Origin of the sequence: Bacillus cereus group sp. Sample62 (genome assembly GCF_036851315.1) — a bacterium.
GTDB classification, from domain to species: domain Bacteria; phylum Bacillota; class Bacilli; order Bacillales; family Bacillaceae_G; genus Bacillus_A; species Bacillus_A wiedmannii.
The window spans coordinates 3370007-3396246 of sequence record NZ_JAFLPK010000001.1; the positions used below are offsets into that span (position 1 = coordinate 3370007).

Consider the following 26240-nt stretch of genomic DNA (forward strand, 5'->3'; position numbering starts at 1 on the left):
GAAAGACAATTTCCCTTTTACTATTTCACTTCTACTGTATAATTCCCTGTTCCCCCGCCATACTGATACACATGTAAATAATATTTTCCTGGATACGTGTAGTAACTTCCTACTAACTTATTTCCTTCTTGCTGGGCATACGTAACATAATTATTTAAATCCGCTTCTGAATAAAGAACCCAGTTTACTCCGATATTATTTTCCTTCGTTACATTAATTTGTAGGTTTTTCGCCGTTTCGATATTAATTTCAAAGTAATCACTCGTATCACCATTTCCTAAACTAGCACGTAAAATTTGATTTAATTGCAGTTTATTTGCTGTTTGGAATGAATTATTTGGCTCTTTTTCTACACTGTTATCTTCTTTCTTTTGAACCGTTACATTCGTTGTAACAGTATTCGTTAATCCTTTGTCATCTGTTACTGTTAATTTTGCCGTATATGTTCCTTCTTTTGTATACACATGAGTCGGATTTTGTTCATTACTTACAGTACCATCACCAAACTCCCATTTATAAGCAACAATTTTTCCATCTTCATCTTTTGATCCATCACTTTTAAAAGAGATTGCTTCATTCACATTTCCGCTATATGGGCCATTAATAACCGCAACTGGTGCTTTATTCACAGCACCTTCTTCTGTATTTATACCATGGAATACAACGTCATATTCAAATTGTCCTGATGCATTCACACGATAATTCACAAAGTACGCTGTTACTGTTTTATAGCCTGTCCATTCTTTTGCACTTAAACGTTTTAACGTATCATTCACGTTTTGTGTAATTGTTTTCCAGTCTTCATATTCCCCTTTCGCAGTAGTACCTGTATACGTTCCTTGTAGTGTAAATGTATTAAAGAACTGTGATTTATTTTTCTTAACTGATACATTGCTTAATTTTGCTTCTGCTGTAATTTCTGCCGCAATATCTGAAACTGGTTTTGGTGCATGAGTTGCTAAATAATCATCTGATACTAATGGAACATTATATTTCTCACGGTTATCGACTAACATTTGCATATAGTCTTGATACTCTTTATTTAAATTCGCATCTTTACTTAATGCAGAACGGTATGCATCATATGCTGTTACATCATTTTTTCTAATAAGATCATGAACCTTGTCAAACATATCGTACCTCTTATTGTACATGTACGATTGTAAAGCGAAGGAATAATTGTAGAAATCCCACGTTCCATACTTTGCATTTAACGTTCGTTCTGCCGTATAACGTTGTGCTGGATTTGAAGATATCCCTCCTATAATACTCTTTCTCGGTACAACATTATCTGTTCTCGTTGCCCCTGCAAAAAACTCCGCATTCCCTTCTTCAAACCAGGATAATCTCTCATTCTCATACATCTTACCTTGTCCCCAAAGCCCTGGTACTTCATATCTACCTTGCAAGTAATGCGTGAACTCGTGTCGGAACAATTCTTCTAAACTATAAATACTTTCTTCTGGCGTACGTTCATAAGTAAAGAACGTACCTGTTCCTTCTATATAAAGACCACCGTTATTCGTTTCATATCCGTATAATTGACGATTAAATTGATACTCAGCTGGACTATTATAAATAACCATCGTTAATACATCATCAGGATTTCCTTTTTCTAAAGGTTGATCACTTTCAACCGTGCGATGGAATTGTGCCTTCACTTCTTTTGCCGCCCAATATAGACGTTTTACTTTTTCCTCTGTCACTTTATCTCCAGCTTTTAGTACAATTGCACCATCATCAAACGTATACGTTTTCGGCAAATACTTTTTCTTCCCATCTTCTCGTATTTGATCTAAATTAACAACATTTCCATTTGCATCTTTCCCGCCATAATTCGTCGCGATTTGCTCAGCCGCTACGAAATATTGCTCTCCTAAATACGGATACATTTTCATCGCGTCTGTTACAACTTGCAATCCTTTCGTTCCTGTACTATGGAACGTACCGAGTCTACCTGTATAATAAATACCATTATTAATTAACCAACCACTCTTCTCTGTCACCGTTCCAATTAAAGCAAAACGACTTAATTCATTAATATAGCTATCAATTTTTTGGTACCATACTGTATCTTTCGGTGCTTTTCTCGTATCGTACAAATACGATTGAATGTCGTAATCAACACCTTGCATAATATCGTAAATCGCATTTCCAGCTGAAAGATTGTCTACCAATGTAGAAAAATTATCGTTATATTGTTTGAAAATCTTTGCAGCTGCTGTTATCGTTTCCACATCACTCGAAGCATTTCCTATTAATTTCCCATAAGAGGATACCACTCTATTTTGTTCTAATGTACCAAGCTTGAAATTCGGATTGTTCGCAATTATCTTTAATGCAGGTAAGCATTTATCGTGATAGCTCCGTTCATTTAGTTTGCTTAATTCTGTATTATAAAACCCTAAATAGAAACCAGATCGCAATACTTCTACTAAAGTCTCAATCCCTTTTGAATCATCTTTCGTATAAGCTTGTCCTTGTTGCTTCAATTTATCAATAATGGCCTGCATCCTACTATCATTTTGATAGAATGCAAGACTATCCTTATTAAACTGAAATAGACCCGTAATTTGCTCCCAATTGATTGTTACAAGCAAATCTACTAACTGCTGATTACTTAATTGATTTAATTCAGCAATTGTATAAGTTTTCGCTGCAACTAATTGCTTACTTTCTTTTTTTACTTCAGGTGGTCTTTGCGACAAATCAGCAAATTGTAGCCTTTTCTCAAAAGACTTATTTTCAAGCACTTTTGATGAATGAGCTAATTCTTGCACTGGCAGTTGCACACCAACTGGTTCCATTTTTAGCACATTCCGATAAGAAACTTGCTCTCCCTTTTTACTTTCTGCCAATGTGCTCCCTTGAAAACTCCCTAACATTAAACTAGCAAAACTTACCCCTACTAACACTTTTTTTGAATAGCCTTTCATGCTCTCCCCTACCTTACATTTTTTAGTGTCCCGCACCATTATTTTACTATTCTTACTTTTTATTCTGTATTGAGAAAAAATAAGGGAACGTTCACACATGTATCCATGCCTAGCAAAATTAACACTTGACTTTATGTGAATTTTATATCAAAAAAAGATAGATAATAGCGAAATGTCTGCTATATCTACCCTCGTTTTCAACGCTATGATTTTAACTTTATAAACGTAACTTCCGGTAATGTTTGCATATGCTGAATAAATTCATTCTTTTCTTCTGACGATATATTTTTCAGCTGCATCCCTATCTTATATACTATTTCTGCGCCTTGCTGTAAAGCTTCCACTTCATATGAAAGTATTGGAATGCCTTTCACTTGTAGTGTTTCTAATATTTGTTGTACCACCTCATGTTTATTTATATACATTTGCACTATTATATTTTGTGGAAATAAAAATTGCACCGTGAACTACTCACCACTTAACGTCCCTACGGACTATTTGAAGTGGGAGCTTCTTGGGAAGTAGATACTTTTATTAGCTATCTATATTTACCAAGCTATAAGGGTAGTACCTACCCCTAAAGAAAATACCAATTACGTGGCTAATTTTAGTAAGTTTATACTTGCGTTTACATCTCTATCATGATGGCTATTGCATTCAGGACAAGTCCACTCTCTAAGGCTTAGATTCTTGACTTCCTTATTTTTATAACCACAGCAAGAACACAATTGGCTACTCGCATAATTCTTAGGTGCGACTATCAAATCGCGACCTTTCCATATTGCTTTATAGTCAAGGTGCTCTCTGAATTTAGCCCAAGATACTTCACTGATTGCTTTTGCTAATTTGTAATTCTTTTGCATGTTCTTCACTTTCAAGTCCTCAATCACAATTACTTGGTTTTCGTTTGTGATTTCATTGCTTATCTTGTGAAGAAAATCATTGCGTTGATTTGCAATCTTCTCATGAAGTCCTGCAACTTGTAACCTGGCCTTGTTTCTATTGTTTGAACCTTTCTTTTTGCGCGACAAAGAGCGCTGCAGAAGAGCTAATCTTCTTTCGGCTTTTCTCAACCATTTAGGGTTCTCATATTTCTTGCCATTAGACAATATTGCAAAGTCTTTTAGCCCAACATCAATACCAACTTTTGCATCAACTTTAGGAAACATTTGCACATTTTCTTCTACTAAAATCGATACAAAGTATTTACCAGTAGGTGTTTGAGACACTGTAGTAGACTTAATTAATCCAAAGAATTGTCTGTGCTGTTTAATCCTTACCAAGGTCTTTAGTTTGGGCAGCTTGATATAACCACTCTCAATGTAAACCGTGCCTTTTTGGTTATTTGTTGTATAACTACGATGGTTATCTTTCTTACTTTTGAATTTCGGGAATCCAATAGATTTATCCCGGAAAAAGTTAGCGTATGCTTTATTCAAATTCATTTGAGCATTCGCCAACGCAAGACTATCAACTTCCTTTAGGAATGGAAATTCAGCCTTATATTGTGCAGGCGTAGGATATGTAACAGATTTATCAAGTTTATCCTGTGATTCTTGATAAGATTTGATTCTATCTGCAAGCATCTTGTTGTATACAAATCGAACACATCCAAATGTTTTTGAGAAAAACATTTGTTGTTCTTTATTTGGATAGATACGATATTTGTATGATCTTAACATTTCCTACACCTCACTTTCCCCTTGATTTTCAATATATTTCTTTACTACATCTATCGGTGAACCACCCATAGTAATCAAGCAAAAGCTTCTTGACCAAAACATTTCTTTCCAAAGTTTCTTTCTCACATGGGGAAAGTCTCTCTTGATGAGTCGAGAACTTGAATTTTTATAAGCATTAATGAACTTTGTCAGTTCTGTATTCGGATGTGCCTTGAATAAGATATGCACATGGTCTACATCATGATTCTATTCAATTAATGTAATATTATAGTTTTCAGATAGTTGGACAAACATATCTTTTGCATAGTCCGATATATCATCATCAAATACATTTCTTCTGTATTTCACGACCAATACAAGGTGATAATACAATAAGAACACTGAATGATTATTGCTATCTAACTTCATTGATATACCAACCTTTACCCTTTATAAGATTGATTATATTGGAGGTGAAAATAAAAGGCAAAGCCTTTTGGCTGCGCCAAACCGAAATTCATCTCCCACCTATCGTTGGGCTATGCCCTTCACACGCCCCAGGAAGGAGAATTCTTTCGGAAAATTCGTTAAAGCATTCCCTACCGCTACTAGGAAATGTGTTTTTAATCCCGCTTCTTTTGATCGAATTTCCCTTTCAATACCGATTATTGCTCCTAAAAAACCTGCAACACCGATTCGTATAATTAAATCAACATTTGCACTCACGAGCCCTTCCCCCTTTCATTCATTATAGATAGATAAAACAAAAATTATCACACACATCCTTTTATCGATATGAAGGAATCTTGCTAAAATACACTTAATACCCCGACCATTTTATGTTAATATTTTAAATATTAACATAAAATAAACAACTTATAATTTTAAAACTCCACTAATTTTCTAAAAAAGCAAAGGTGGATTACATGAAATGAGGTTGAGAAAGTTTAGAAAGCGCTTACGTTTTACACCGTATTTTTTTATACATACTACATAAATAAAGGAGCTTACTAACAATGAACGTCTCTTTACTTACACCTACTATCGATTTACAAGAAGAATACTTAGATTTTTATAACGAATGGAAAGATAGCGGTGAAACAATGATTCCGTGGGTTATCTCAAAAGATCCCTCTAATTTCACGGCAATGATTCAAGAACTTCACGATGCGCATAACGGAATAAACCTCCCTGAATCTTGGGTACCAGACTCTACGTATTGGCTCGTTACAGATGAAAATAAAATTGTAGGAGCTGTTAATATACGTCATAGTTTAACCGAGCATTTATTTAACGCTGGCGGTCATATCGGTTATGGCATTCGCCCTTCCGAAAGAAAAAAGGGTTATGCTACGAAGTTATTAAAATTATCCTTAGAAAAAACGAAGGAATTAAACATTACAAAAGTACTTGTCGTTTGCGACGAAGTGAATACAGCTTCAGAAAAAACAATTTTACATAACGGAGGACTTCGTGATGATGATTTCATTGAGGAAGATGGAAATGTAGTAAGAAGATTTTGGATTACGTATCAAAAAGAAGTCGGAAAGTGATTATACACCTTCCGACTTCTTTTATTCTGTCTCTACTTCAAACTGTACTGTAATACCACTAGGATCTACTACTCTAAATCCGTTTGTACTTTCGTTTACTTTATGTTGTTTTTCTATTAATCTTTCTTTCACTTCATCTAACGCTTCTTTATGTGGTAATACAATTGTATACACTTTAAGTCCAGTTGCATGTGCGGGTGGGTGTGGATTATTTACTCCGTTCCACGTATTTGCACCGATATGGTGATGATATCCTCCTGCAGAAATGAATAAGCAGTCATCTTCACGCTGTTGCACTTCAAATCCTACTGTCTCTACATAAAACTCGTGTGACTTCTCTACATCCGCTATTCGTAAATGTACGTGCCCAACGACAGTATTAGCAGGCAACCCATCAACCTCATAATCAACGAGTGTTGCCAGTTCTTTTAAATCAAGCGGCGTACTGCCTCCTGGTCCTTCTCCCCATTGATTGCGCGGACGGTCTGCATAAATTTCAATACCATTTCCCTCTAAGTCTTGTAAATAAAAAGCTTCGCTATACGTATGATCACTTGCACTATTAAACCTTGAAATTGGTAAAATTTCATTTGAATATGTATATCGCCCTTCTTGCTCAGCCGGGCTATCAATTACGTTTTTATTACGAATCACACCAAATAATGCCGAAGCAAACGCCTCACGAGTCGGAACTAAAAAGGCTACATGATATATACCAGTCGTACGCGGCTCTTGCAGTACCCCGTCCTCTAACTTTTCAAGAACAAGTAACGTGTTCTTTCCACCTTTTCCTGATAAATATGCTTTATTCGCCTCTTGCTTAATTACTTCTAAGCCTACTACATTCTCATAAAAAGCAATTTGGTGCTCTAAATTTTGCACTTTAAATTCAACATGACCAATACGTGTTTTCGGATGAATTTGTACCATGAATAACTTCCTCTCCAGTTCTCTTTTATTTTTATATAAGTTGATGGACAATAGCCACATTCAACGAACATACCTTAATTTTGTTTTTTCGTAGCATCAACTTTCAGCCATTTTTTTGATATTCCGCTTAATGTCCCATCTTGTTCTAATTCTTTTAACGCTTTATTTATATCTTCTAACTTTTCGCTCTTTTTTGCAAATGGAAATGCAATCTCTCCCCATTTAAGTGGACCAAATCCTACTTTTACATTATCTAAGTCCGCTTTTTTAATTGTTGTCTCTACTTGCACTTTATCATTATAGTAAGCATCTACACGACCAAGTCCTACTTCATTCAACTCCGCTGTTGGATCCTCTGAGAACGTTTTAATTGTAAAAGCATTATTTTTATTTAAAGCTTTTAATTCTTGTTCCCCGGCTGTACCAAGCCCAACACCTACAGTCTTTCCTTTTAGATCTTCTAACGATTTAATTGTATTATTATCTTTCTTCACTGCGAAAACAGATCCTGAATATACATATGGAATTGAAAAGTCATATTTCTTTTTTCTTTCCGGAGAAACCGATAATTCATTTGCAATCGTATCAATACGACCTGAATCTAATAGACCAAATAACCCTTCAAAATCAGAAACATTCCATTCAACTTTATATCCAGCCTTTTTAGCAGCCGCTTCAATAATTTCAGCATCAAAACCTTTTACTTTCTCACCCTCTTTAAAAATAAATGGGCTACGACCTGCAGACGTCCCAACTTTCACTACTTTTTCATCTGTCTTTTTGCTCGCTGTATCTGAACCACAAGCAGATAAAAGCCCAACCGCTACTGTTAATGCCAATGTTAGTAATAATGATGATTTCTTCATAATTATTCCTCCTAAATAACGAAATGATTGCCTTCTTCTGAAGCATTCAATTGGCGTAAAAACTTTTGCGTACGTTCATTTTGTGGGTTCCTAAAAATCTCCTCCGGCGTTCCCTGCTCTACAATAATGCCATCAGCCATAAATATTATGCGGTCCGCTACCTCTTTTGCGAAATTCATTTCATGTGTAACAATAACCATCGTTATATGCTGTCTTGCCAAATCTTTAATTACTTGTAATACTTCATTCACTAATTCTGGATCAAGTGCTGAAGTCGGTTCATCAAACAATAATATAGCTGGATTTAATGCCATCGCTCTCGCAATTCCAATCCTTTGTTGTTGCCCACCTGATAACATCGTTGGGTAGAAATCTTCTTTTTCAGCTAAATCTACTTGCTTTAATATTTCTCTTGCTATTCTTTTCGCTTCTTCTTCACTTTTTTTCTGTACAACTGTTAATGGCGTTGTAATATTTTGTAATGCTGTTTTATTTTTAAATAAATTATAGTTTTGAAAAACCATAGCTGTTTTTTGACGTAATTGTATTATTTCTTTTTTATAAAGCTTCTTTGCATGAATCTCTAAATCTTCAATTCTAATACTTCCATCCTCTGGTTGTTCTAATAAATTTAAACATCTTAATAATGTCGATTTACCTGAACCAGAAGGTCCAATAATAACTACCACTTCTCCTTTATTTACAGTAAGTGAGATTCCTTTTAATACTTCATTATTTTTGTAAGATTTATACAAATCACTTATCTCAATCACACATATCACCTCATTTCTGTTACAAATACGGTGCATCAAGTTTCTTTTCTAACTTTTTCTGTCCCCAACTAATTACAATTGTAATAATCCAATATACAATCGCTACCGCTAAGTAACTTTCCATATAACGATACGATTGTGCCGCTAGCATCTTCGCCTGCGCTAAAATTTCAGCCACCCCAAGTGCAAAAGATAACGAAGATTCTTTTAACAATCCGACAAAATTATTTCCAAGTGACGGTACTGCGACACGAATAGCTTGTGGAAAGATAATCTGTCGCATCGCTTGCGCCTTTGTCATTCCAACTGATAAACAAGCATCCATTTGTCCTGATTCCACAGCATTTAATGAGCCCCGAATAATCTCTGACAAATACGCTGCATTATTTAAACTGAGACCGATTAAAGTCGCTTGCATCGCTGTAAGTACTGTAAAGGTTGGAAATATTTGCGGCAACCCGAAATACAACACAAACAATTGAACTAATAAAGGTGTTCCTCTAAAGAAAGATATATATACTCTTGCAATAGAATATAAAAATTTCGTTTTGTTTTTCGTTATGATCGCCAAGCCAATCCCTATAACAAAAGAAATAATCATTGAAATTACAGTAATCCCTAAAGTTATGTATACATACTTAAATAATTGCGGAAAACTTTCTAAAAAATACGTTACATCAAACTTCACTTTATCCCCCCTCTCTAAACAAAAAACTCTTCTTACACATATAAGAAGAGTTGAATGTTAGTCCATTTCCCCTCATCTTCCAAACGCTTCATACGTTTGCTGGAATTAGCACAGTACTTTTGTAGCCTGTTGCTGAGATTTCATCGGGCCAGTCCCTCCATCTCTCTTGATAAGAAAACTAATAAATATTTCCATTTATTTAGTTGTTAATATGAAGAATACAGTTAATTACGTATAATGTCAATAGGAAAACTACGAATTAAATTCAATACTTTTTTTCGAATAGCTTATCCCTCACATTCACCCAGTCTTAAGGTGTATAATTTACACTGGATAAATTGCACAGAAAAAGCCATTATTTCTATTAAAAATAGAAATAATGGCTTTTTTATAGATTATTATACTTATCGCATTTTATGTACTTCGGCAACTAACTTTCCACCCTGAATGCCCATATAAAGTTTCACAGGTGCATCATTTGTGTTTTCAAATACTAAATCTAAGTATGGATATGCAATTGTAGCATCTCTTCCTTGTGGAACATAACCTACCGTTTTAGAATGTGTCGTTCTCTCTACCATTTTCAAACCAGCTTGATCTGCTGCATTGTATAATGTTGATGATGTTTGACAAACACCACCGCCATATCCATCTACTAATTTACCATCTACAATTTCTTTTCCTAGTTGATATCCTTTATCTGGCGTTGTATCACCAATTAATGCATTGAAAGAGAAACTGTCTCCTTTTGCTAATACAACTCCATTTATGCTCGCTGCTGACAAGCGAATATTCTCAATACGGCCACCTGCTGAGCCACCTAAATTCGTTTCATATCTACCAATTACCGTACCACTTCCTTGCGCATCACTTAATGTTGCGATAGGCTTTTTCTCAACAATAGGTAATTGATAGGAAGAGTCCCACATACCAACGTTTAATAATTTATCTACTAATTCTTTTTCCATTAATTCATAAGAAGGTTTTCCTTCTTGCCAACTTCCATCAGGTGCTACACGTGAAGGGACCATCTTTTTATCAACGCTTTTCCCAACCTCGCCAGCAACCTTCGTTACTGATTTTTTAAATTTTGCTTCGTCTTCAAAATAGCCTAGACTCGATAAATCTAGCTTTTTCACTTCCGTACCAGTACGACCATCTACTAAACTAATAGAATCCTGTACCTCTGCTTTAGCCTCTACCGTGTGGCCTCCAATATCACTTACTAATGCAACATCACTTACTTTTGCACCACACCCACTCACTATAGCTACACATAACACCCCAACTAATATACCCTTTACTTTACGGAACAATATACTCTCCCCTTTTTCCCAATATTACTTTTATGTATTATTTCATTTTTATGTATGTTTTGTTACAATCATTTTACAATATATTTATAAAATGTTACAAGTTATTTTTTACTCTATATAAATTACTCTTTTCTTTTCTAAATGTCTATACATATTTACATAAAAGTTGGAGTTCGATAGAATTGTAACTTTTATGTAACCTCATCTTTTTATCCAGTATATACCATAAAACAAAAGAAATACAAATGTAAAACTCCATATTCTTATTTATAAAGGAACATCCTGTGAACATAAATAGGTATTTGCCGTGCCACACTCCGCTTTTACACATACATTATGGTGAATTAACCTATTTTAAAGAAATGGAGGATGTTTTTATGTACCCCTACAATCCATACGATCCATATAACCAAAATGGTTATCAACCTCAATATGATTTACAAGCACAATACCAACAATATATAGATCCAGCAGAACAAGTTAATCCATATGATCAAAATCGACAATTCCAACTTCCAATCTCTTTTCCTGGTACTGGAAACCGTCAACTAGAAAGACGAGTAAATGAACTTGAGCAAAGAGTACGTCAATTAGAAAACACAGTTGAGCGTCATACACGTAGATTAAACCGCTTAAACCAACGTTTACGTACAGTAGAAAACAGACTGAACATTCCATTTTCAGCATTAGAAGACGGATTTTAATTTCGAAAATAAAAAATATGTGAAGGAAGGGGACTCCCCCTTCCTTATATAAATTGACGAAAGTTTTTTCCATCTCTATACTGATAAGAGTTAATGAAATGAAACAAGGTGATAAATATGGATTTTGAAATAAATTATCTTTCCTTTTATGTTGTACAGGTAGAAGGAAAAGGCGAAGCTGTTGATAAACGCTACAAACATTTTCAAACATTAGACGCTGAAGAGTACGAAGATAGCTCCTTAAAAGAATTTTTGAATGGTGAATTATTAAAAATTTCAAAGCGAAAAGTAGAACGCCATGCGAAAACAGAACAAGCTCCGACAAAGATTGGTCGTTTCATTGTAGAAGAAGGGCACGAACTTGATTCAAACCCTCATTACAACCTCTTTAATCGCATTCGCTTTGCGGAAACAAAGGAAAACTTCAAAGATATGAGTGAACCTCTCGTTTATACATATCTGGACACAAGCGCTGTACGCGGTGGTGTATTTTTAATTGCGCAAGCAAAACTACGCAAATACTTTGATGATCCATTCGTTTTCGTTATGAAATGTGACTTCGAACCGAAAGTCGCTTCAATTTCAGATGAATCTACACTAATTCGTAACGTTGAAATGGCCATCACAACAAAAAACATGAAATCTATCCAATATCCGTACATGCCTGAAGAAGGTATGGTCGAAGTGGGTGAGCTAAAGATTCACCAAGCATCCCACGCCCGCTACTTTGAAGACTTCTTAAAATTCGTCGAGTACGAACGCTCTATGCCTGAAATTATGAAAACACAAGTAATGGACATGGTATATGACCAAATTGAAGATGTATTTGAAGAAGGTACGGAAGAACGTGAACAATTCGACCAAGCAATGGAAGTATGGGCTGCCAGTCCGAAACGTGAAATTATGGAACAATTTTCAACCGAAGAAGTAATGGAAGCTACCGCTCAAATCGTCGAGCATGCTCCTGAAGTGGAATTAAAGCTAAAAGCAGATCATATCTCTGTGAAGGCCCTGCTTGCTGATTTCGGGGATCAAATACATATCGCAAAGGTAAATGACCGATACGTATTAATGATTGAGGCTGATACACTTACGTTTGAGAAAGGCTTCTCTCCTATTGAGTTTCTGAAGCCAGATGAATTGCAAGATGTGATTGAGCGGATTGAGAATAAGCAGCAGTATTCTTATGATCCGAACGGGATTGAATAAATGCTTCCATATAACTATTTTTCCTGAGCGCTGTTAACAAGCGCTCTTTTATTTGGGGCATAGTTGATATTTATAAAACAGAGCAACCGATTCTACTAAGAATCGGTTGCTCTGTTTTATAACAAAATATGCTTATTTTTTAATTTTTTTAACTCAAGATGATATTTGTTGCGGAATCAAGTAGATTCCTTCCTTATTGTACAAGCGTATTTCCATTAGAGTAGTCACTATGTATGTTATTAAAATGAAAATTTCACTTCACTACCTCAAATTTATTGTACTCGTAAAAAGATAATTGAAAACGATATTCTGGATGCTCTCTTACCCAATCATAGGCTTCTTCTAAAATATCCATTTTGTTTTGCAAGTCATTCAGTTCACTACATTCTTCCCTTTTCTGTTTGCACAGAGGGCAGAATCCATTCACTATTTCGGCACTCGTCGCCCTAATAGTTTTACTTTCTAAGTCAACTACTAGACGAAGAATAAGAGAATGCTCAGCTTTTGTAGTCACCGTCATTTCAGCAAGCCCATCCTCATTCCAAAAGACACCGTTTAATTCCATCTGTACGGTGACGTCTTTAATATCCAAGTCTATCACTATCACACCTCCCTTGTATAAAACTCATATTTACTCTTCGATTTTAATCTTTAATACACCACGCTTTAAAGATATATTAAGCTTTTTCCAATTCTTCTTCTTTACTATAAAAGGAAGTGTAATTACTGCTAATAGCGTGGTAAATATTATCCCAAAAACTAAAACTGTTACAATGTTAAAGATTGCTTCCATTTAACTCTACCCTTTTTCATTTCTATGGGCTCTAGTTTTATGAATGTATTTAAAAATTCTTACCACACCTTAATTTTCAAAGCAATTATAATGGCCCAATCACAACAAATCAATTCCTATTTAATATGAATACTTTATTCATCCATCAATACAATGACGTTAAATTTATGTAGCTAGAAATAGAGGAGAATGTCATTTAACCTCTACATTCTCCTCCATCTCAGCCAAATACCTAATCTGTCTTTCCGCTTTTCTAACCGCCGTACGAAAATGCTTTTTCAAAAGTTCTACTGTAGCTTCACTTATATAATATCTTTCTGTTATACTTTCCCACGTGTCACTACTTTCAAATGTACTCCAAGCGAAAGGACGCTCTGTATTTTTTCTCATTTCTTTAAATACCCATTTTCGCATCTTTTTTTTCGCTTTTTCTGTTAGTTTTCCGTTCTCTACAAGTTCAAGCTCGCCATGTCTTTTGTACCGTTTATGAATGTCTCTCTCGCTATATACTTTAAGAAGTATATTCGCTGTATTCTCAGCATCCGCTAAAGCTCGGTGCTGCTTCCCTTCCCACGTTAAACCGAGCTGTTCTACTGCAAATTGTAAACTTGGTGTATGCTCAAATAACTCTTCATAAGCTTGGAAAACAAACTTCTGCAAATCAAATTTGCTCTCTTTTTCCATACATGGGCATTCTACACCGTGTAACGTACAATCATGAGATAGAAAACGATAATCTTCTCTTCCCCATGAAACAAATACAGAGTCTTCTCCGATAAATTGAATAAATTTCTCTATAATTTGCGGGAATTTCTCCACACCAATTAAATCTTTCTTTGTAATTCCCGTTAATTTTGTCGTATGACGAGTGAGTTGTGCACTCGGCTTTACTAACTCCGAAAATTCTCCAATTACCTTCATTGTACTTGCTTCTATTTTTACAGCTCCGATATCAACTATCTCTGACGGATCTTCTGATTTATACGGCCTAAAATTTCTCTCTATATCGAACACAATAAAATGTGTAGCGTTTTCCAATTTATTTACCTCTTTCTAAATTCCTTTTCACACACATACTCTATTTTCAGTATTTATTTATTCATTCATGCACTTTATGCATGAAATACTTCGTCTAATAAACGAAAATTTAATCTCATTATTATATGTACATAGGAGGTTATTCAATAAAAATGCAAAAAAAAGAAGGGCAAGCCCTTCTTTTTTCCATAATTACTTCTTGTTAACGTTTGTAGCTTGAGGTCCACGGTTACCTTGTTCTACTTCGAAAGTAACTTCTTGACCTTCTTCTAATGATTTGAAGCCGTCGCCTTGGATAGCTGAGAAATGAACGAATACGTCTTCTCCGCCTTCAACTTCGATGAAACCGAAACCTTTTTCTGCGTTAAACCATTTTACTTTACCGTTTTGCATTTAAAAAATCCTCCTACAATGTACCTATATGTACATATTCATTTTCAACCACTTTACAATAATACTTCAAAAATTAAAAAACTGCAACCCCAGAGGAGATTTAACATTGCTATCCTCCTCGGAAGTTACAGCTCATTTAAATCTCTATATTATTAAAAGTAAAATGGTTTAAAGTAACTATATCATATCAATATAATAAAAGTAAAGTTTTTTTTGCTATATAATTTTTTTCTTCCATTGCATCGCTTTTGATTCACCTGATCCAGCTACAACATAACCCTCTTTTTGGTTAACGATGCGCCAGCCATGCCCTTTAACTGAGTCACATACTGTAACAAGTCTTTCTTCTAGAAGTACACGACAAACCGTACTAATCCCCGCCTTATTTTGCGTTGACGTTGTATATAGCACATGTTGATCTACACTCAAGGCTAAATAGCTACTTGCTTTCTGCTCACTTTGACATGTGTGCCAATATGTTTTTTCACTCTCAATACTTTCATCTATTTTACAAAAAGAAATATTCCCGCTAATCCCCTTGCACGATCCACTCGCTGCTACTATATAAGAATTGTGTACAGTCAACGCTGAGATCATCTGATTCATCACGATTTTAATCCTCTTTAATTTACGTGTCTCCAAATTAAAGAGCCAAACACCACCACATTTAGCATGTATTTTCGTACCGATAAATAAGTAATGTTTATATAAAAATAACGATCGAATAGATGGTGCCCCGCCACCATACTCAAGAAATGGATGAATGGTTTCCCATGTCGAACCAAAATCATTAGAATGATACAACGTTTTATCTCCATGAGCAATGACTATTCCTTGTACATTACTACACACATTCCAACTCGTTGCTTTTGTTGGAAAACGCTGAACCGTCCAATTCTCTCCACCATTCATACTACGAATAAAAATCCCTTCGTCACCTACACCATACACTACATTATCTTCGCTATGTAAATCCCTAATTCGTTTTTGAAAACCATTTAATATTTGTTTCCATTCTCCGTCTCGTTCAATAAATAAGCCATTATATGTAGTAGCTAACATAAGTTTTCCATCTCTTAACTTTGTAATAGCGGTCGCACTTAACATCGTCTCCACGTTGACACTCCCATTCTTAGAACTTCTCAGCAAATGCAATTGCAAAATTACTGCATTTTTCAACATCCTCTTCATCTTCTGGAGCTAGTTCGATTTTCAATCCTTCTTGTACAAGCTCTGCACCGCGTTCTACAAGTCTTTCTTCAAATATCGTTACCGCTTCACAAAATAGTTCATACGCCGTATCACCTGATCCGAATACCGCTACTTTCTTCCCTGATAAATCTATATTTTCTAAGTCCTCATGGAAATCTTCCGCCTCAAACGGTAATTCACCATCGCCCCACGTATAAGATCCTAAAATGATTCCATCATAGGCTAATAATTCTTCAGCATCCATGCCTTCCATTTCTTGCAATACTACTTCATGATCAAAAGTATCTAAACTAACTTTTATTAAATCAGCAATACTCTCTGTATTTCCTGACATACTTGCATAAGCTATTAAAATTTTTGCCACTTCGGCATCCCCCTCTTACAATAAATGATTCTCATTCTCATTATATTAATAATGAGAATCAATTTCAATTATATTTTTCATTTTTATTTATTCCATATAAAAAAGCACAGATGACTATACAATCACCTGTGCTTCTTTATTACTTTTTAAAAATACCAAACGGCTTTCCAACCGGTAATACAACTTTACCGAAGTGTGTATTTAACACTGCTGCTGCTGAACCATAGAAAGATAATAATGAAATACATAGTTCAGAATACGCTGCTAAATTATGCATTGCATGCGGCATAACACCTAAAGTACTTAATGAAAGACCAATAAATAAGAAATCAATAAGGACGAAAATCATAAATAATACTTTATGTGTTTCCATTGCACCAATTGTCATAAAGATTGTGAAAATCAAATATCCAATAAAGGCTACACCCAGCTGTTTTGAATCTGCAGCTTGTGCTAATTTTTCGCCAAATACTCCAAGTTGAATTAACCAAGTCATTCCAACACCTAACCAAAATAGGCCGTATGCACCGAATGCTGTTGTACCGAACGTATTGTTATGCTTTGCATCGTGAATGCACGCAAAGATTTGTGCAAATCCTCCTAAAAAGATTGCCCACGGTAATACAAGTGAAACGCCATCTGTTAAGCCTAACTTTTGAGATGATGCTACAAGTGTTACCATCGCTAATCCAAATAGACCAATTCCAGATGGATCTGCTGTTGTCATTTTCACATGATGTGTAGTAGTTTGATTGCTCATATAAACCTCCTGATTATAAACATACTCGAATACAATACTTAAATCAGAAGACTATGTCAATGGTTTTTTTTGTATGTTGTCAGACCTTACTTTTTATAATGATTGAATATACTTCCGACCACTTCATTCGGTTTTATATTCACTTTTTCCAACTCGTGTATCGGCAACCACAACGGAATATAACTCCCTCTATCTTTCAGTTTGAATTCTTCAGCTTTACCACTTCCGAAAACTCCATCTAAAATATGGGCATTAAAATAATACTGCGTACCTTTATACTCCACCTTTGCAATTAGATGCTCCACTTTTATATGTACCCCTAATTCTTCATAAATTTCTCGCTTCGTTGCTTCTTCAGCTGTTTCTCCTTCTTCAATTCCTCCGCCTGGAAAAACATAATATGTTTCCCCTTCTCGAATACGTTTTATAAGAGCAATTTTCCCTTCCTGCACAATGATAGCCCCGCCGCGATTTCTTATCATTTTATTACCTCAATACGAATCGCAACTGTTCCCCACTTTTTTTCTTGTTCTTTCGTATATATTTTGTATGTACTTTCTAGCATTTCCTCTAAACTATCATTTTCACAATCCAATAATTTGTGATTAATTTGTTCGTACATTGCTTTAAAGCTTGCGTATCGTTTTATTTCCGTTACTTTTACAGTCATCGTTGCTGCTGTCGTAAGGTTCGTAAATACAATATTATCGCCTTGTTTTATAAGTTGACGTTTTGTATCGTATAAACGTACTTCATATACTTTTTTTCCTGATTGAATTGACTGAAAAGGTTTATTATATAACCCCATTTCGTATATCATTCATTCCACTCCCTTTTTATTCGTTGCACCTATTAATATATTTGTGCATGACCATTTCATACAACACAGTTCGCCTTATTCCAAATTGCATATAATGTTCCATATCCATTACTTGCTTTAGAGAGGATGCAAAATTTGTTATGTTATATTTAAATCAAAAACCTGAATATAATAAATATGATATTGGTGATTATACTTATAGTAAAGTAGGGCCAACCATTTTTTCTTGGAACGATGAAACGAAATTAAAAATAGGTAAGTTTTGTTCATTAGGAGAAGAAGTCGTTTTCATACTTGGCGGTGAGCATCGTGCAGACTGGATAACGACTTACCCATTTAATGCACTTTTTAATGAAGGAGCGCATATTACCGGTCACCCTTCTTCAAAAGGTGATATCGTAGTCGGCAATGATGTATGGATTGGTTATCAATCCTGCATTTTATCTGGTGTTACAATTGGTAACGGGGCCATTATCGGTGCAAAGAGTGTTGTTACAAAAGACGTACCTCCATATACAATTGTAGCTGGTAATCCTGCAAAATTTATTCGATATCGTTTTCCGCAAGAAATGATTGACAAACTAGAGAATCTCGCATGGTGGGACTGGGACATTTCTGTTATAAAAGGAGCTATTCCACTTCTACTCTCAAACAAAATCAACGAGTTTTTTACCTCATCCGAAAATGAATCTATGTGATTAATACAAAAAGAGCATCCTATTCTTTCAGGATGCTCTTTTTCTTTTTATTTTTTATGTCCGTGCAACTGAATACACGGAGAACATTGAAATGGAATTTTATCTAAACAATTAAAGTTTGTTTCGCAAATTTGTTCAATCGTCGGAATAAACGGAATGACAACCATATTACTTTCTACTATTTGTGTAACAGGTGGTAACACTGTGCCCACTTGATGTTCGAAGCGAATACTCGCTTGATTAATATAATTCCCTGAACCATTTGGCGCGCTCTGAACTACTACTTGGAACGCAACTGTTCGCACTTCACCTGGATTTAAATCCCCTATAAGAAATCCTGATACTGGGTTTACATTTGGCACTGGCATATTATCAACCGTTACACTTCCAGGAACAAATCGAACACTACTATCTAACATATCTTGAAAACGAATATTTTGCATTACAGTATCACCCGTATTTGTAATGACTGTCGTAAACGTAATGACATCTCCAATCGTTGCCGTTTGAAGATCTGCCGTTTTTACGACTGTCGTTGAGACATTTTGAGGAATAAACGGGATAACAACTGTATTGCTATCACCTTCAACTACTACTGGCGGCTCATTCGGATTTACAATTGCGAGCCCATTTGCTATAGCAGTATTTGTGACTAAGTTATTTATTTGCCCTCCTGTTATTACAACTTGGAAATTAATAATTGCCGCATCATTTGGCTGAAAATCACCTAACGGAATACCGGTATTCGGATTAGCAAATGGAAGAGGTACATCATTTACCGTTACCGTGCCATTTATAAATAACGTATTCGGATCAACGATATCTGTTAACACGATGCTGGTCACAGGAACTGTACTATCATTTATAACGGCAATTCCGTAAGTGACAACATCCCCTACCATTGCTACTTCAAAGTTTGCTCCTTTTGCAACAAATAAGATTGCAGTATTTACCGTTACAATAACTGTATTGCTCGTATCCATCACTGTAACTGGAGGCTCCCCTGGTACTAAAATATATTCTGCTAACGCCCCAGCAACGTTCACTACTGTACCACCATCTGGAAAGCTCGTAATCGTAGCTTCATATGTTACAAGTGCCGTCTCACCGACTGGAATGTCTACAATCGTAAATCCAACCTGCGGATTTACTCCCGGACGAACTACTCCATTTACAGTTACACTATTTGGTACAAAAACAGCTTCCGGAGATAGGACATCGATAAATTGAACATTCATCGCATCAGCAGTACCTGTATTTAATATACGAACAGTATACGTTACCGTTTCTCCTACTCCAACAATCGGATGATCTACTTCCTTCAACATATCTAAACTGCCTCTATTTACTGGTGTGACTGTCGTATTACTTGAGTTCGTAATTGTAAACGGTGGTTCTCCTGGAATCAATTCGAAATCACCAGTTACTCTCGCTGTATTCATAATGCTACTAGAAGGCGGAACCGCGATTACATTTACTTCAAATGTAATTAATATACTATCCCCTACTGCAAGATTCGGTAATGAAAAGCCTACAAAAGGATCTAAACCTACTTGTGGAATCCCATTTATTTGTACGCTTCCTGGAACGAATTCTAAATCAGGCGATGGAATATCAATAAACTGAACATTTGTCGCAGCTACCGTTCCTGTATTTGTAACTTGCACACTATAAGTTAACGTATCCCCTAATCGTGTTGCTTCTTTATTTACAGTTTTTATAACATTAAATCGTCCTCTATTTACCCTTGTTATTGTCGTATTACTCGGCTCTGTTACTACAACTGGTGGCTCTCCTGGTACTAAAGTAAAGTTTCCCGTTATATTTGCAACGTTCGTAATGGTTCCTGATGACGGGATGTTTGTAACTGTCGCTTGAAACGTCACGATAACCGTTTCCCCAACGAGTATATCCCCAACTCCAAATCCAGTAATTGGATTTAAATTCGGTTGCGAAATTCCATTTATCGTTACACTATTTAGGACAAATGACGCTCCTACTGAGATCGTATCAATAAACTGAACATCATTTGCTGTTACTGTTCCCGTATTCGTTATTTGAACTGTATACGTTAATACATCTCCAACGAGAGTAGCTGCTCTATTTACTTGTTTAATAACATTAAATCGTCCTCTATTTACAGTTGTAAGTGTTGTATTGCTCGGTTGGTTTACTACAACTGGCGGTTCTCCTGGCACTAGTATAAAGCTTCCCGTAACGTTCGCGGTATTAGCAATTGTTCCGTTTGATGGAACACTGACAACTGTTACTTGGAATGTAACTTCTACACTTTCACCTGGATTTATATCTGGAAGTGGGAATCCATTATTAGGATTGAATCCAGGTTGTAGCACACCATCTATCGTTACACTATCTGGTACAAATGTGATCGAGGACAGTAATACATCACTATATTGAACATTTGTCGCTACCACTGTTCCTATATTTTGAACTACTGTTGTATATGTGATTGTATCGCCTACTGCAACAACCGGCTGACTCACTGATTTTAAAACATTCAAACCAGGTTCATTTATTTCTGTTAATGTCGTGTTACTTGTCGTCGTCTCCGTAATAGGCGGCTCTGTTTCACTTACAGCAAATGTCGCTGTAACGTCTACAAAGTTAACAACTGTTCCACCTTGAGGCACGCTCGTTACCATCTCTTGATATGTGACAAGCACAAAATCATCTACAGGTATATCAGGAACTGTAAAACCTATAAACGGATTTAATCCCGGTGCTGGTACTCCGTTTATACTCACACTTCCTGGTACAAACGCTACACCACTCGTACTAGAATCAAGAAATTGGACATTCGTTGCCGGCACTGTTCCAAAGTTAAAAATTAGTACATCGTAGGTTAATATTTCTCCAACCGTCGCTGCTTCTTTATCTACTAGTTTTAATGGGAAAATCGAAGCAATATTAATTGTCGTAACAACTAAATTCGTTAATATCGTTTGCGTAATCGGCGGTTCCTGCGGATTCGGTTGTGAAGTAAATGTAACGTCGGCATCATTTAATATGACTTCATTATCTGGAACCTCTGTAATCGTCACTTGGAATGTTACCGTAATACTTCCACCAGCATTTAATAATGGACTAACTGTAAAGCCTATTTCTGGATTCAAACCAAGTTGCTGTATACCACCTATCGTTACGCTATTGTCAACAAACGTCGTCCCTTCTGGAATGACATCTTGAAAGAGTACATCTGTAACTGGGATAATTCCTACATTCGTTATTAGCACTGTATACGTTAATACATCTCCAACAGCTCCAGCGGTAACATTTACTGTTTTTGTTGCTGTCACTTCACCAGGAGGAGGTAGTGGTATTGTAACGACTGTCGTATTACTTGTATTTGTCGTTGTTACAGGAGGCTGTAAAGGGTTTAATAAAAAAGTAGCAGTAGCAGATGCCGTGTTTAGTACGGCTCCGCGCGTGGATGGCGCAACTACTGTTACTTGGAACGTTACAGTCAATGATGTTCCAGCAGCAATATTAGGAAGCGTAAAACCTATATTTGGATCAAATCCAGGTTGAGGTGTTCCATTTATTACTACACTATTTGCTACAAATGTTGTTTCTGGAGCAATTGGATCAAGGAAAGAGACATTCGTTGCTGTTACTGTGCCGTTATTCCGAATGACAACAGTATACGTGTATGTTTCTCCAAGTGCTGCTTGTTGTACAGATGAAGATTTTTGTATATTTAACCGAGCTGTGTTTACTTGCGTCACTACAAAGTTACTATTCGTAACAGTCGTTATAGGAGGACCAGCCGGATTTATAAGAAAACTTGCAGTTACATTCGATTGATTTCTTATATTCCCACCACTCGGCACGCTCGTCACTGTAACTTGAAACGTAATTGTAGCAGTTTGCCCAACTGGAATATTAGGTACTGGGAAACCTGCCATAGGATTCGCGCCTTGTTGAACAACTCCATTTATCGTCACACTATTTGCTACAAACGCAGTACCAGACGGAATTGGATCTTGAAAAATAATATTCGTTGCAGGAACAGTTCCTGTATTTTGAATAAGAATCGTATACGTTAACGTATCTCCTACTCCTGCTTGTGGTGTATTTACACTCTTCATTACATTAAGTGTTCCTACATTCACTCGCGTCACAACAATATTACTAATCGTTACGATTGTAATTGGCGGCTGGAGAGGACTTACTTGGAAATCCGCAGTTACATTCGCATTATTTGGAAGAACTCTATTTGGTGGTACACTCGTGATTGTCACTTGAAAAGTAACTGTTACCATCCCTCCTACTGGAATATTAGCAAGTGGAAATCCAGTTGTTGGGTTTAAACCTGGTTGTGGCGCTCCATTTATCGTTACACTATTTGCTACAAACGTTGTTCCAGTAGGAATCGGATCAAGGAATGATACATTTGTTGCTGCTACTGTTCCACTATTCTGTATACGAACTGTATACGTTAACGTATCTCCTACTCCTGCTTCAGTAGCACTTACACTTTTCATTACATTTAATCCTGAAGAATTCACGACTGTCATAACAGTATTACTTGGTACTGTTACAGTAATCGGTGGCTCTGTTGGATTTACAAGGAAATCACCAGTTACATTCGCATTATTTACGACATTATTTCCTTGGGGAATTTCATCAATTAATACTTCAAACGTAACAATTACACTCGCGCCAGTAGGCAAATTATTTAATTGGAATCCAAGTTCTGGATCTGCCCCTTCTAGTAAAACACCATTAACAACTACACTATTTTCAATAAATAATGTCCCTTGTGGAATTGAATCTTGGAAAAATACATTTGTAGCTGGTACACTACCTGCATTTATGATTTCGATTGTATATACTAAAACATCCCCTACAGTTGCAACATTCGTATTCACTGCTTTCACAACTTCAAAGTTCCCTGATTGTACAGTTGTATTCACAATATTACTCGGAACATTGATTGTTACTGGCGGTTCGCTCGGATTCACTTGAAAACTTGCTGTTACATTTGCTTGATTTAAAATATCCTCATTTTCTGGATCCTGTACAATTAATACGTCAAATGTCACTACAACTGTTTGAGCCGCGGGAATATTAGGAAGAGAAAATCCTGTATTCGGATTCAATCCACTTTGCGGTACTCCATTAATTGTTACAGAATTTGCAACGAAAGAAACAGCGGAAGAAATAGTGTCTTGGAAAAATACATTTGTTAACGGAACGTTTCCTGTATTTTGAACGGCAATTGTGTATGTTAAAGTATCCCCTACCGCCGCTTGCATTGTATTCACTTCTTTTATTACATTTAAACCGCCTGTATTAACTTGTGTCACAACTGTATTCGTTTGTCTATTAATCGTTATCGGTGGCTGATTCGGAATAACGACGAAATTAGCAGATACATTTCCACGATTCGCAATCGTACCTCCTGATGGAGTAGATGTCACTCGTACTTGAAAAGTCACTGTCCTACTTCCGCCAGGAGATATGTTCGTTACTGTAAACCCAGTCGCTGGATTTGCTCCAGGCTGTGAAGCCCCATCCACAGTCACACTATTTGCGATAAAAGTCGTTCCAATTGGGATTGGATCTTGAAAAATAACGTTCGTTGCAAGTACATTTCCTGTATTTTCAATTGTTACAGTGTACGTAAGAATGTCATTTACTGTCGCAAAAGCTCTATCTACTGTTTTTCTCGTTCTTATGTCAGCTATATTAATAGTAGTAACTACGGTATTACTTGTCGCTTGCCCTGAAATTGGTTGTTGACCAGGCACTGGGGTAAAGGTAAAGGTTGTACTTGCACGGTTCGGAATTGGATTGACAAGAGGATTAGATGTTACTCGAACTTGAAAGCGCACTACCGTCGTTTGCGAAGCATTAATACTTCCTAGATTAATACTACTTGCTGGATTTGCTCCTGGACGTGCTACTCCATTTACCGTAACGCTGTTTGCTACAAATGTTGTTCCTGCAGGAATACTATCAACAAAAATAACATTATTTGCAGTAACGTTTCCATTATTCGTCACATTAACCGTGTACGTTAATACATCATTAAGCGTTGCCGTCTGTAAATCTACAGATTTTTGCATACTTATAGTTGCTTGATTCACTGTCGTTTGTACTGTATTGGAAGAAGAGGTACTTGTAATAGGTGGACTACCGACGAAAGGACGGAATTGATATGACACCATTGCACGATTTGAAATAGGATTTGGATTCGGGAATGATGTTATTCGAACTTGAAATGTAACAATTCTTTGCGTGTTATTTGGGATTGTACCTAAATTAATTCCATTAGCAGGGTTTGCATTCGGTTGTGTTACTCCACCTACCGTTACACTACCTGCTACAAATGTCGTTCCGTTCGGAATACTATCTTGTAATACAACGTTTTCTGCACTTCCTGTTCCTGTATTCGGGACCGTAATCGTATAAGTGAGAGTATCCCCTACCCCTGCGACTGTTCTATTAACCGATTTAACTGGATTAATAATTGGACCTGTCGCATCAATTTGAACACCAAAACCAGCTGCAGCGTATCCATCTCCATTTGTAACGAAGCGAACAGTTGCTGACGTTTGATTGTTTACTAAAGATGAGGAGGCATCTACATTCGTAATATCCCACCCTTGTCTTCGGACAGCCAAAGCTACCCCTAACGGCTGATTCAAATCTCCAAATGTACCGCTCGTATCTAAATTTCCACTGTCATTACAAATTTGTGACTGAAAGAAATTATTTGCAGGGTTTCTCGGTCCAAATAACGCAACTGTAGTATTCGCATTCGGCCCAAAGCGAAGTTGATCTCCAGAAATGTTAGAATCACCTTCTTGGGCAGTTACAAGTACCCTTCCTGTTACAGCTCCTGTAGCTGGAGTAGCAAAACCTGAAATAGTAGCATCAACTGGTGGTGATGAAGCATCAATAATTTCTTGACCTGCATACACTGACAAATTTCGAAGTGGTAAACTGGCATTTTGATACACAACCTCAAGCGTCCAGCCAGCTGAACGGCTAATTGTTGGGTCGGCTGAAGTTCTTGCAGCTGGCACAGCACCCGTTGTATATGCGCCTGCCCCACCTGCACTAACAAGATTCGTTACATTAGCAGAGCGAGCATAATAAAACTGATTTCCTACAGAACCTTGCTGCGCGGTAGCAGGATCTGGCGTAATAGAAAAGGTCCCTGCTGGCGTTGTAAATGTAATGTTATCATTTAAAAATGGTAAAACATCTTCCGTATCAGTCCGGAAAGTACCGGCCCAAACTAACTCTGCATACAAAATACTACTCCCTGCCGGAAGATTTAAAATTGCACTTGAAGAATTTAATTGCCAGTCATCCGTTGTTCCTGCTGGGAATCCTGGTACTTGCAGCGCTGTATTTACTGTCGTAAATACAGCAAGTGTACCAAAAATATTACCTGGTGCAGGCGATGTAGGACTAAGCCCCAGCGTGTTCCCAGTGAACGTGACGGCACCAGTTACTGTTGTTGTAAAGCGATTCAAAAAAGGCACGTAATC

Annotated in this window: 21 protein-coding genes, 3 pseudogenes and 1 riboswitch; of the genes and pseudogenes, 4 read left to right on the forward strand and 20 right to left on the reverse strand. The window is 36.4% G+C overall.

The annotated features are described in order from the left end of the window. Positions 1-20 precede the first annotated feature (20 nt). The 5 genes and pseudogenes from colA to J0835_RS17120 all read right to left on the reverse strand — a co-directional run. Positions 21-2936 (reverse strand): collagenase ColA, encoded by a 2916-nt coding sequence (gene colA / locus J0835_RS17100; protein ID WP_087981438.1) that lies wholly within the window; start codon positions 2934-2936, stop codon positions 21-23. 203 nt (positions 2937-3139) lie between these two features. Continuing rightward, positions 3140-3403, reverse strand: a pseudogene (locus J0835_RS17105) (MgtC/SapB family protein); the annotation flags it as partial. Between the two features lie 126 nt (positions 3404-3529). Continuing rightward, the gene (gene tnpB / locus J0835_RS17110) at positions 3530-4618 is read right to left on the reverse strand and encodes an IS200/IS605 family element RNA-guided endonuclease TnpB (RefSeq protein WP_144537676.1); all 1089 of its coding nucleotides are present in this window, start codon (positions 4616-4618) and stop codon (positions 3530-3532) included. Between the two features lie 3 nt (positions 4619-4621). After that, positions 4622-5026: pseudogene (gene tnpA, locus J0835_RS17115) on the reverse strand (IS200/IS605 family transposase). 132 nt (positions 5027-5158) lie between these two features. Continuing rightward, a pseudogene (locus J0835_RS17120) lies at positions 5159-5323 on the reverse strand (MgtC/SapB family protein); the annotation flags it as partial. A 290-nt stretch (positions 5324-5613) separates the two neighbouring features. On the opposite strand from J0835_RS17120, the gene J0835_RS17125 reads away from it, so the two are divergent. Further along, a complete protein-coding gene (locus J0835_RS17125) occupies positions 5614-6150 on the forward strand; it encodes a GNAT family N-acetyltransferase (protein WP_087981439.1) in 537 nt (178 codons plus the stop codon). A gap of 21 nt (positions 6151-6171) precedes the next feature. Here the strand turns inward: J0835_RS17125 and J0835_RS17130 are convergent, their stop codons facing one another. The 5 genes from J0835_RS17130 to J0835_RS17150 form a co-directional block, all read right to left on the reverse strand. Continuing rightward, entirely contained in the window at positions 6172-7080 is a 909-nt protein-coding gene (locus J0835_RS17130) for a VOC family protein (RefSeq protein ID WP_087981440.1), read from the reverse strand. 74 nt (positions 7081-7154) lie between these two features. Further along, on the reverse strand, positions 7155-7946 hold the full coding sequence (locus tag J0835_RS17135; protein WP_087981441.1) for an amino acid ABC transporter substrate-binding protein: 792 nt from the start codon (positions 7944-7946) through the stop codon (positions 7155-7157). A gap of 11 nt (positions 7947-7957) precedes the next feature. Continuing rightward, positions 7958-8719, reverse strand: coding sequence for an amino acid ABC transporter ATP-binding protein (locus tag J0835_RS17140; RefSeq protein WP_176373372.1), 762 nt, complete (start codon positions 8717-8719; stop codon positions 7958-7960). A 19-nt stretch (positions 8720-8738) separates the two neighbouring features. Further along, entirely contained in the window at positions 8739-9407 is a 669-nt protein-coding gene (locus J0835_RS17145; protein WP_087981443.1) for an amino acid ABC transporter permease, read from the reverse strand. A 69-nt stretch (positions 9408-9476) separates the two neighbouring features. Then, positions 9477-9583, reverse strand: a riboswitch (SAM riboswitch). Positions 9584-9811: 228 nt separating this feature from the next. Beyond that, complete coding sequence (locus J0835_RS17150; RefSeq protein WP_087981444.1) at positions 9812-10723, reverse strand: VanW family protein; 912 nt, start codon at positions 10721-10723, stop codon at positions 9812-9814. 362 nt (positions 10724-11085) lie between these two features. Between J0835_RS17150 and J0835_RS17155 the strand changes: the two genes are divergently transcribed. Continuing rightward, complete coding sequence (locus J0835_RS17155; protein ID WP_098761138.1) at positions 11086-11427, forward strand: hypothetical protein; 342 nt, start codon at positions 11086-11088, stop codon at positions 11425-11427. Between the two features lie 117 nt (positions 11428-11544). Then, a complete protein-coding gene (locus J0835_RS17160) occupies positions 11545-12636 on the forward strand; it encodes a DUF3900 domain-containing protein (protein ID WP_000345047.1) in 1092 nt (363 codons plus the stop codon). A 253-nt stretch (positions 12637-12889) separates the two neighbouring features. Here J0835_RS17160 and J0835_RS17165 read toward each other — a convergent pair whose 3' ends face one another. The 9 genes from J0835_RS17165 to J0835_RS17205 form a co-directional block, all read right to left on the reverse strand. Beyond that, on the reverse strand, positions 12890-13237 hold the full coding sequence (locus tag J0835_RS17165) for a hypothetical protein (RefSeq protein ID WP_140386849.1): 348 nt from the start codon (positions 13235-13237) through the stop codon (positions 12890-12892). Between the two features lie 30 nt (positions 13238-13267). After that, positions 13268-13429 carry a hypothetical protein gene (locus J0835_RS17170; protein WP_087981446.1) on the reverse strand — a complete coding sequence of 54 codons (162 nt, stop codon included), beginning with the start codon at positions 13427-13429 and terminating at the stop codon, positions 13268-13270. Between the two features lie 192 nt (positions 13430-13621). Then, positions 13622-14467 carry an exonuclease gene (locus tag J0835_RS17175; RefSeq protein ID WP_060487874.1) on the reverse strand — a complete coding sequence of 282 codons (846 nt, stop codon included), beginning with the start codon at positions 14465-14467 and terminating at the stop codon, positions 13622-13624. 192 nt (positions 14468-14659) lie between these two features. Beyond that, positions 14660-14860, reverse strand: a complete 201-nt coding sequence (gene cspB / locus J0835_RS17180) for a cold shock-like protein CspB (protein WP_001179147.1) — start codon at positions 14858-14860, stop codon at positions 14660-14662. 216 nt (positions 14861-15076) lie between these two features. Next, a complete protein-coding gene (locus J0835_RS17185) occupies positions 15077-15976 on the reverse strand; it encodes a WD40/YVTN/BNR-like repeat-containing protein (protein WP_087981447.1) in 900 nt (299 codons plus the stop codon). Between the two features lie 16 nt (positions 15977-15992). Beyond that, positions 15993-16436, reverse strand: coding sequence for a flavodoxin (locus tag J0835_RS17190; RefSeq protein WP_087981448.1), 444 nt, complete (start codon positions 16434-16436; stop codon positions 15993-15995). 139 nt (positions 16437-16575) lie between these two features. Beyond that, a complete protein-coding gene (locus tag J0835_RS17195; protein WP_000070936.1) occupies positions 16576-17196 on the reverse strand; it encodes an acetate uptake transporter in 621 nt (206 codons plus the stop codon). Positions 17197-17282: 86 nt separating this feature from the next. After that, positions 17283-17678 (reverse strand): NUDIX hydrolase, encoded by a 396-nt coding sequence (locus J0835_RS17200; protein ID WP_087981449.1) that lies wholly within the window; start codon positions 17676-17678, stop codon positions 17283-17285. Further along, a complete protein-coding gene (locus J0835_RS17205; protein ID WP_087981450.1) occupies positions 17675-18016 on the reverse strand; it encodes an ASCH domain-containing protein in 342 nt (113 codons plus the stop codon). Before J0835_RS17205 ends, J0835_RS17200 begins: the two co-directional genes overlap by 4 nt. 140 nt (positions 18017-18156) lie before the next feature. On the opposite strand from J0835_RS17205, the gene J0835_RS17210 reads away from it, so the two are divergent. Continuing rightward, positions 18157-18714, forward strand: a complete 558-nt coding sequence (locus tag J0835_RS17210; RefSeq protein WP_087981451.1) for a CatB-related O-acetyltransferase — start codon at positions 18157-18159, stop codon at positions 18712-18714. 47 nt (positions 18715-18761) lie between these two features. Here J0835_RS17210 and J0835_RS17215 read toward each other — a convergent pair whose 3' ends face one another. Continuing rightward, positions 18762-26234 (reverse strand): DUF7507 domain-containing protein, encoded by a 7473-nt coding sequence (locus tag J0835_RS17215; RefSeq protein WP_087981452.1) that lies wholly within the window; start codon positions 26232-26234, stop codon positions 18762-18764. Positions 26235-26240: the final 6 nt, after the last annotated feature.

What these genes read in the sequence shown, in the direction of transcription:
- colA (WP_087981438.1), bottom strand. Translation starts at nt 2,936, where the DNA reads ATGAAAGGCTATTCAAAAAAAGTGTTAGTAGGGGTAAGTTTTGCTAGT.
- tnpB (WP_144537676.1), bottom strand. Translation starts at nt 4,618, where the DNA reads ATGTTAAGATCATACAAATATCGTATCTATCCAAATAAAGAACAACAA.
- J0835_RS17125 (WP_087981439.1), top strand. Translation starts at nt 5,614, where the DNA reads ATGAACGTCTCTTTACTTACACCTACTATCGATTTACAAGAAGAATAC.
- J0835_RS17130 (WP_087981440.1), bottom strand. Translation starts at nt 7,080, where the DNA reads ATGGTACAAATTCATCCGAAAACACGTATTGGTCATGTTGAATTTAAA.
- J0835_RS17135 (WP_087981441.1), bottom strand. Translation starts at nt 7,946, where the DNA reads ATGAAGAAATCATCATTATTACTAACATTGGCATTAACAGTAGCGGTT.
- J0835_RS17155 (WP_098761138.1), top strand. Translation starts at nt 11,086, where the DNA reads ATGGAGGATGTTTTTATGTACCCCTACAATCCATACGATCCATATAAC.
- J0835_RS17160 (WP_000345047.1), top strand. Translation starts at nt 11,545, where the DNA reads ATGGATTTTGAAATAAATTATCTTTCCTTTTATGTTGTACAGGTAGAA.
- J0835_RS17170 (WP_087981446.1), bottom strand. Translation starts at nt 13,429, where the DNA reads ATGGAAGCAATCTTTAACATTGTAACAGTTTTAGTTTTTGGGATAATA.
- cspB (WP_001179147.1), bottom strand. Translation starts at nt 14,860, where the DNA reads ATGCAAAACGGTAAAGTAAAATGGTTTAACGCAGAAAAAGGTTTCGGT.
- J0835_RS17195 (WP_000070936.1), bottom strand. Translation starts at nt 17,196, where the DNA reads ATGAGCAATCAAACTACTACACATCATGTGAAAATGACAACAGCAGAT.
- J0835_RS17200 (WP_087981449.1), bottom strand. Translation starts at nt 17,678, where the DNA reads ATGATAAGAAATCGCGGCGGGGCTATCATTGTGCAGGAAGGGAAAATT.
- J0835_RS17205 (WP_087981450.1), bottom strand. Translation starts at nt 18,016, where the DNA reads ATGATATACGAAATGGGGTTATATAATAAACCTTTTCAGTCAATTCAA.
- J0835_RS17210 (WP_087981451.1), top strand. Translation starts at nt 18,157, where the DNA reads ATGTTATATTTAAATCAAAAACCTGAATATAATAAATATGATATTGGT.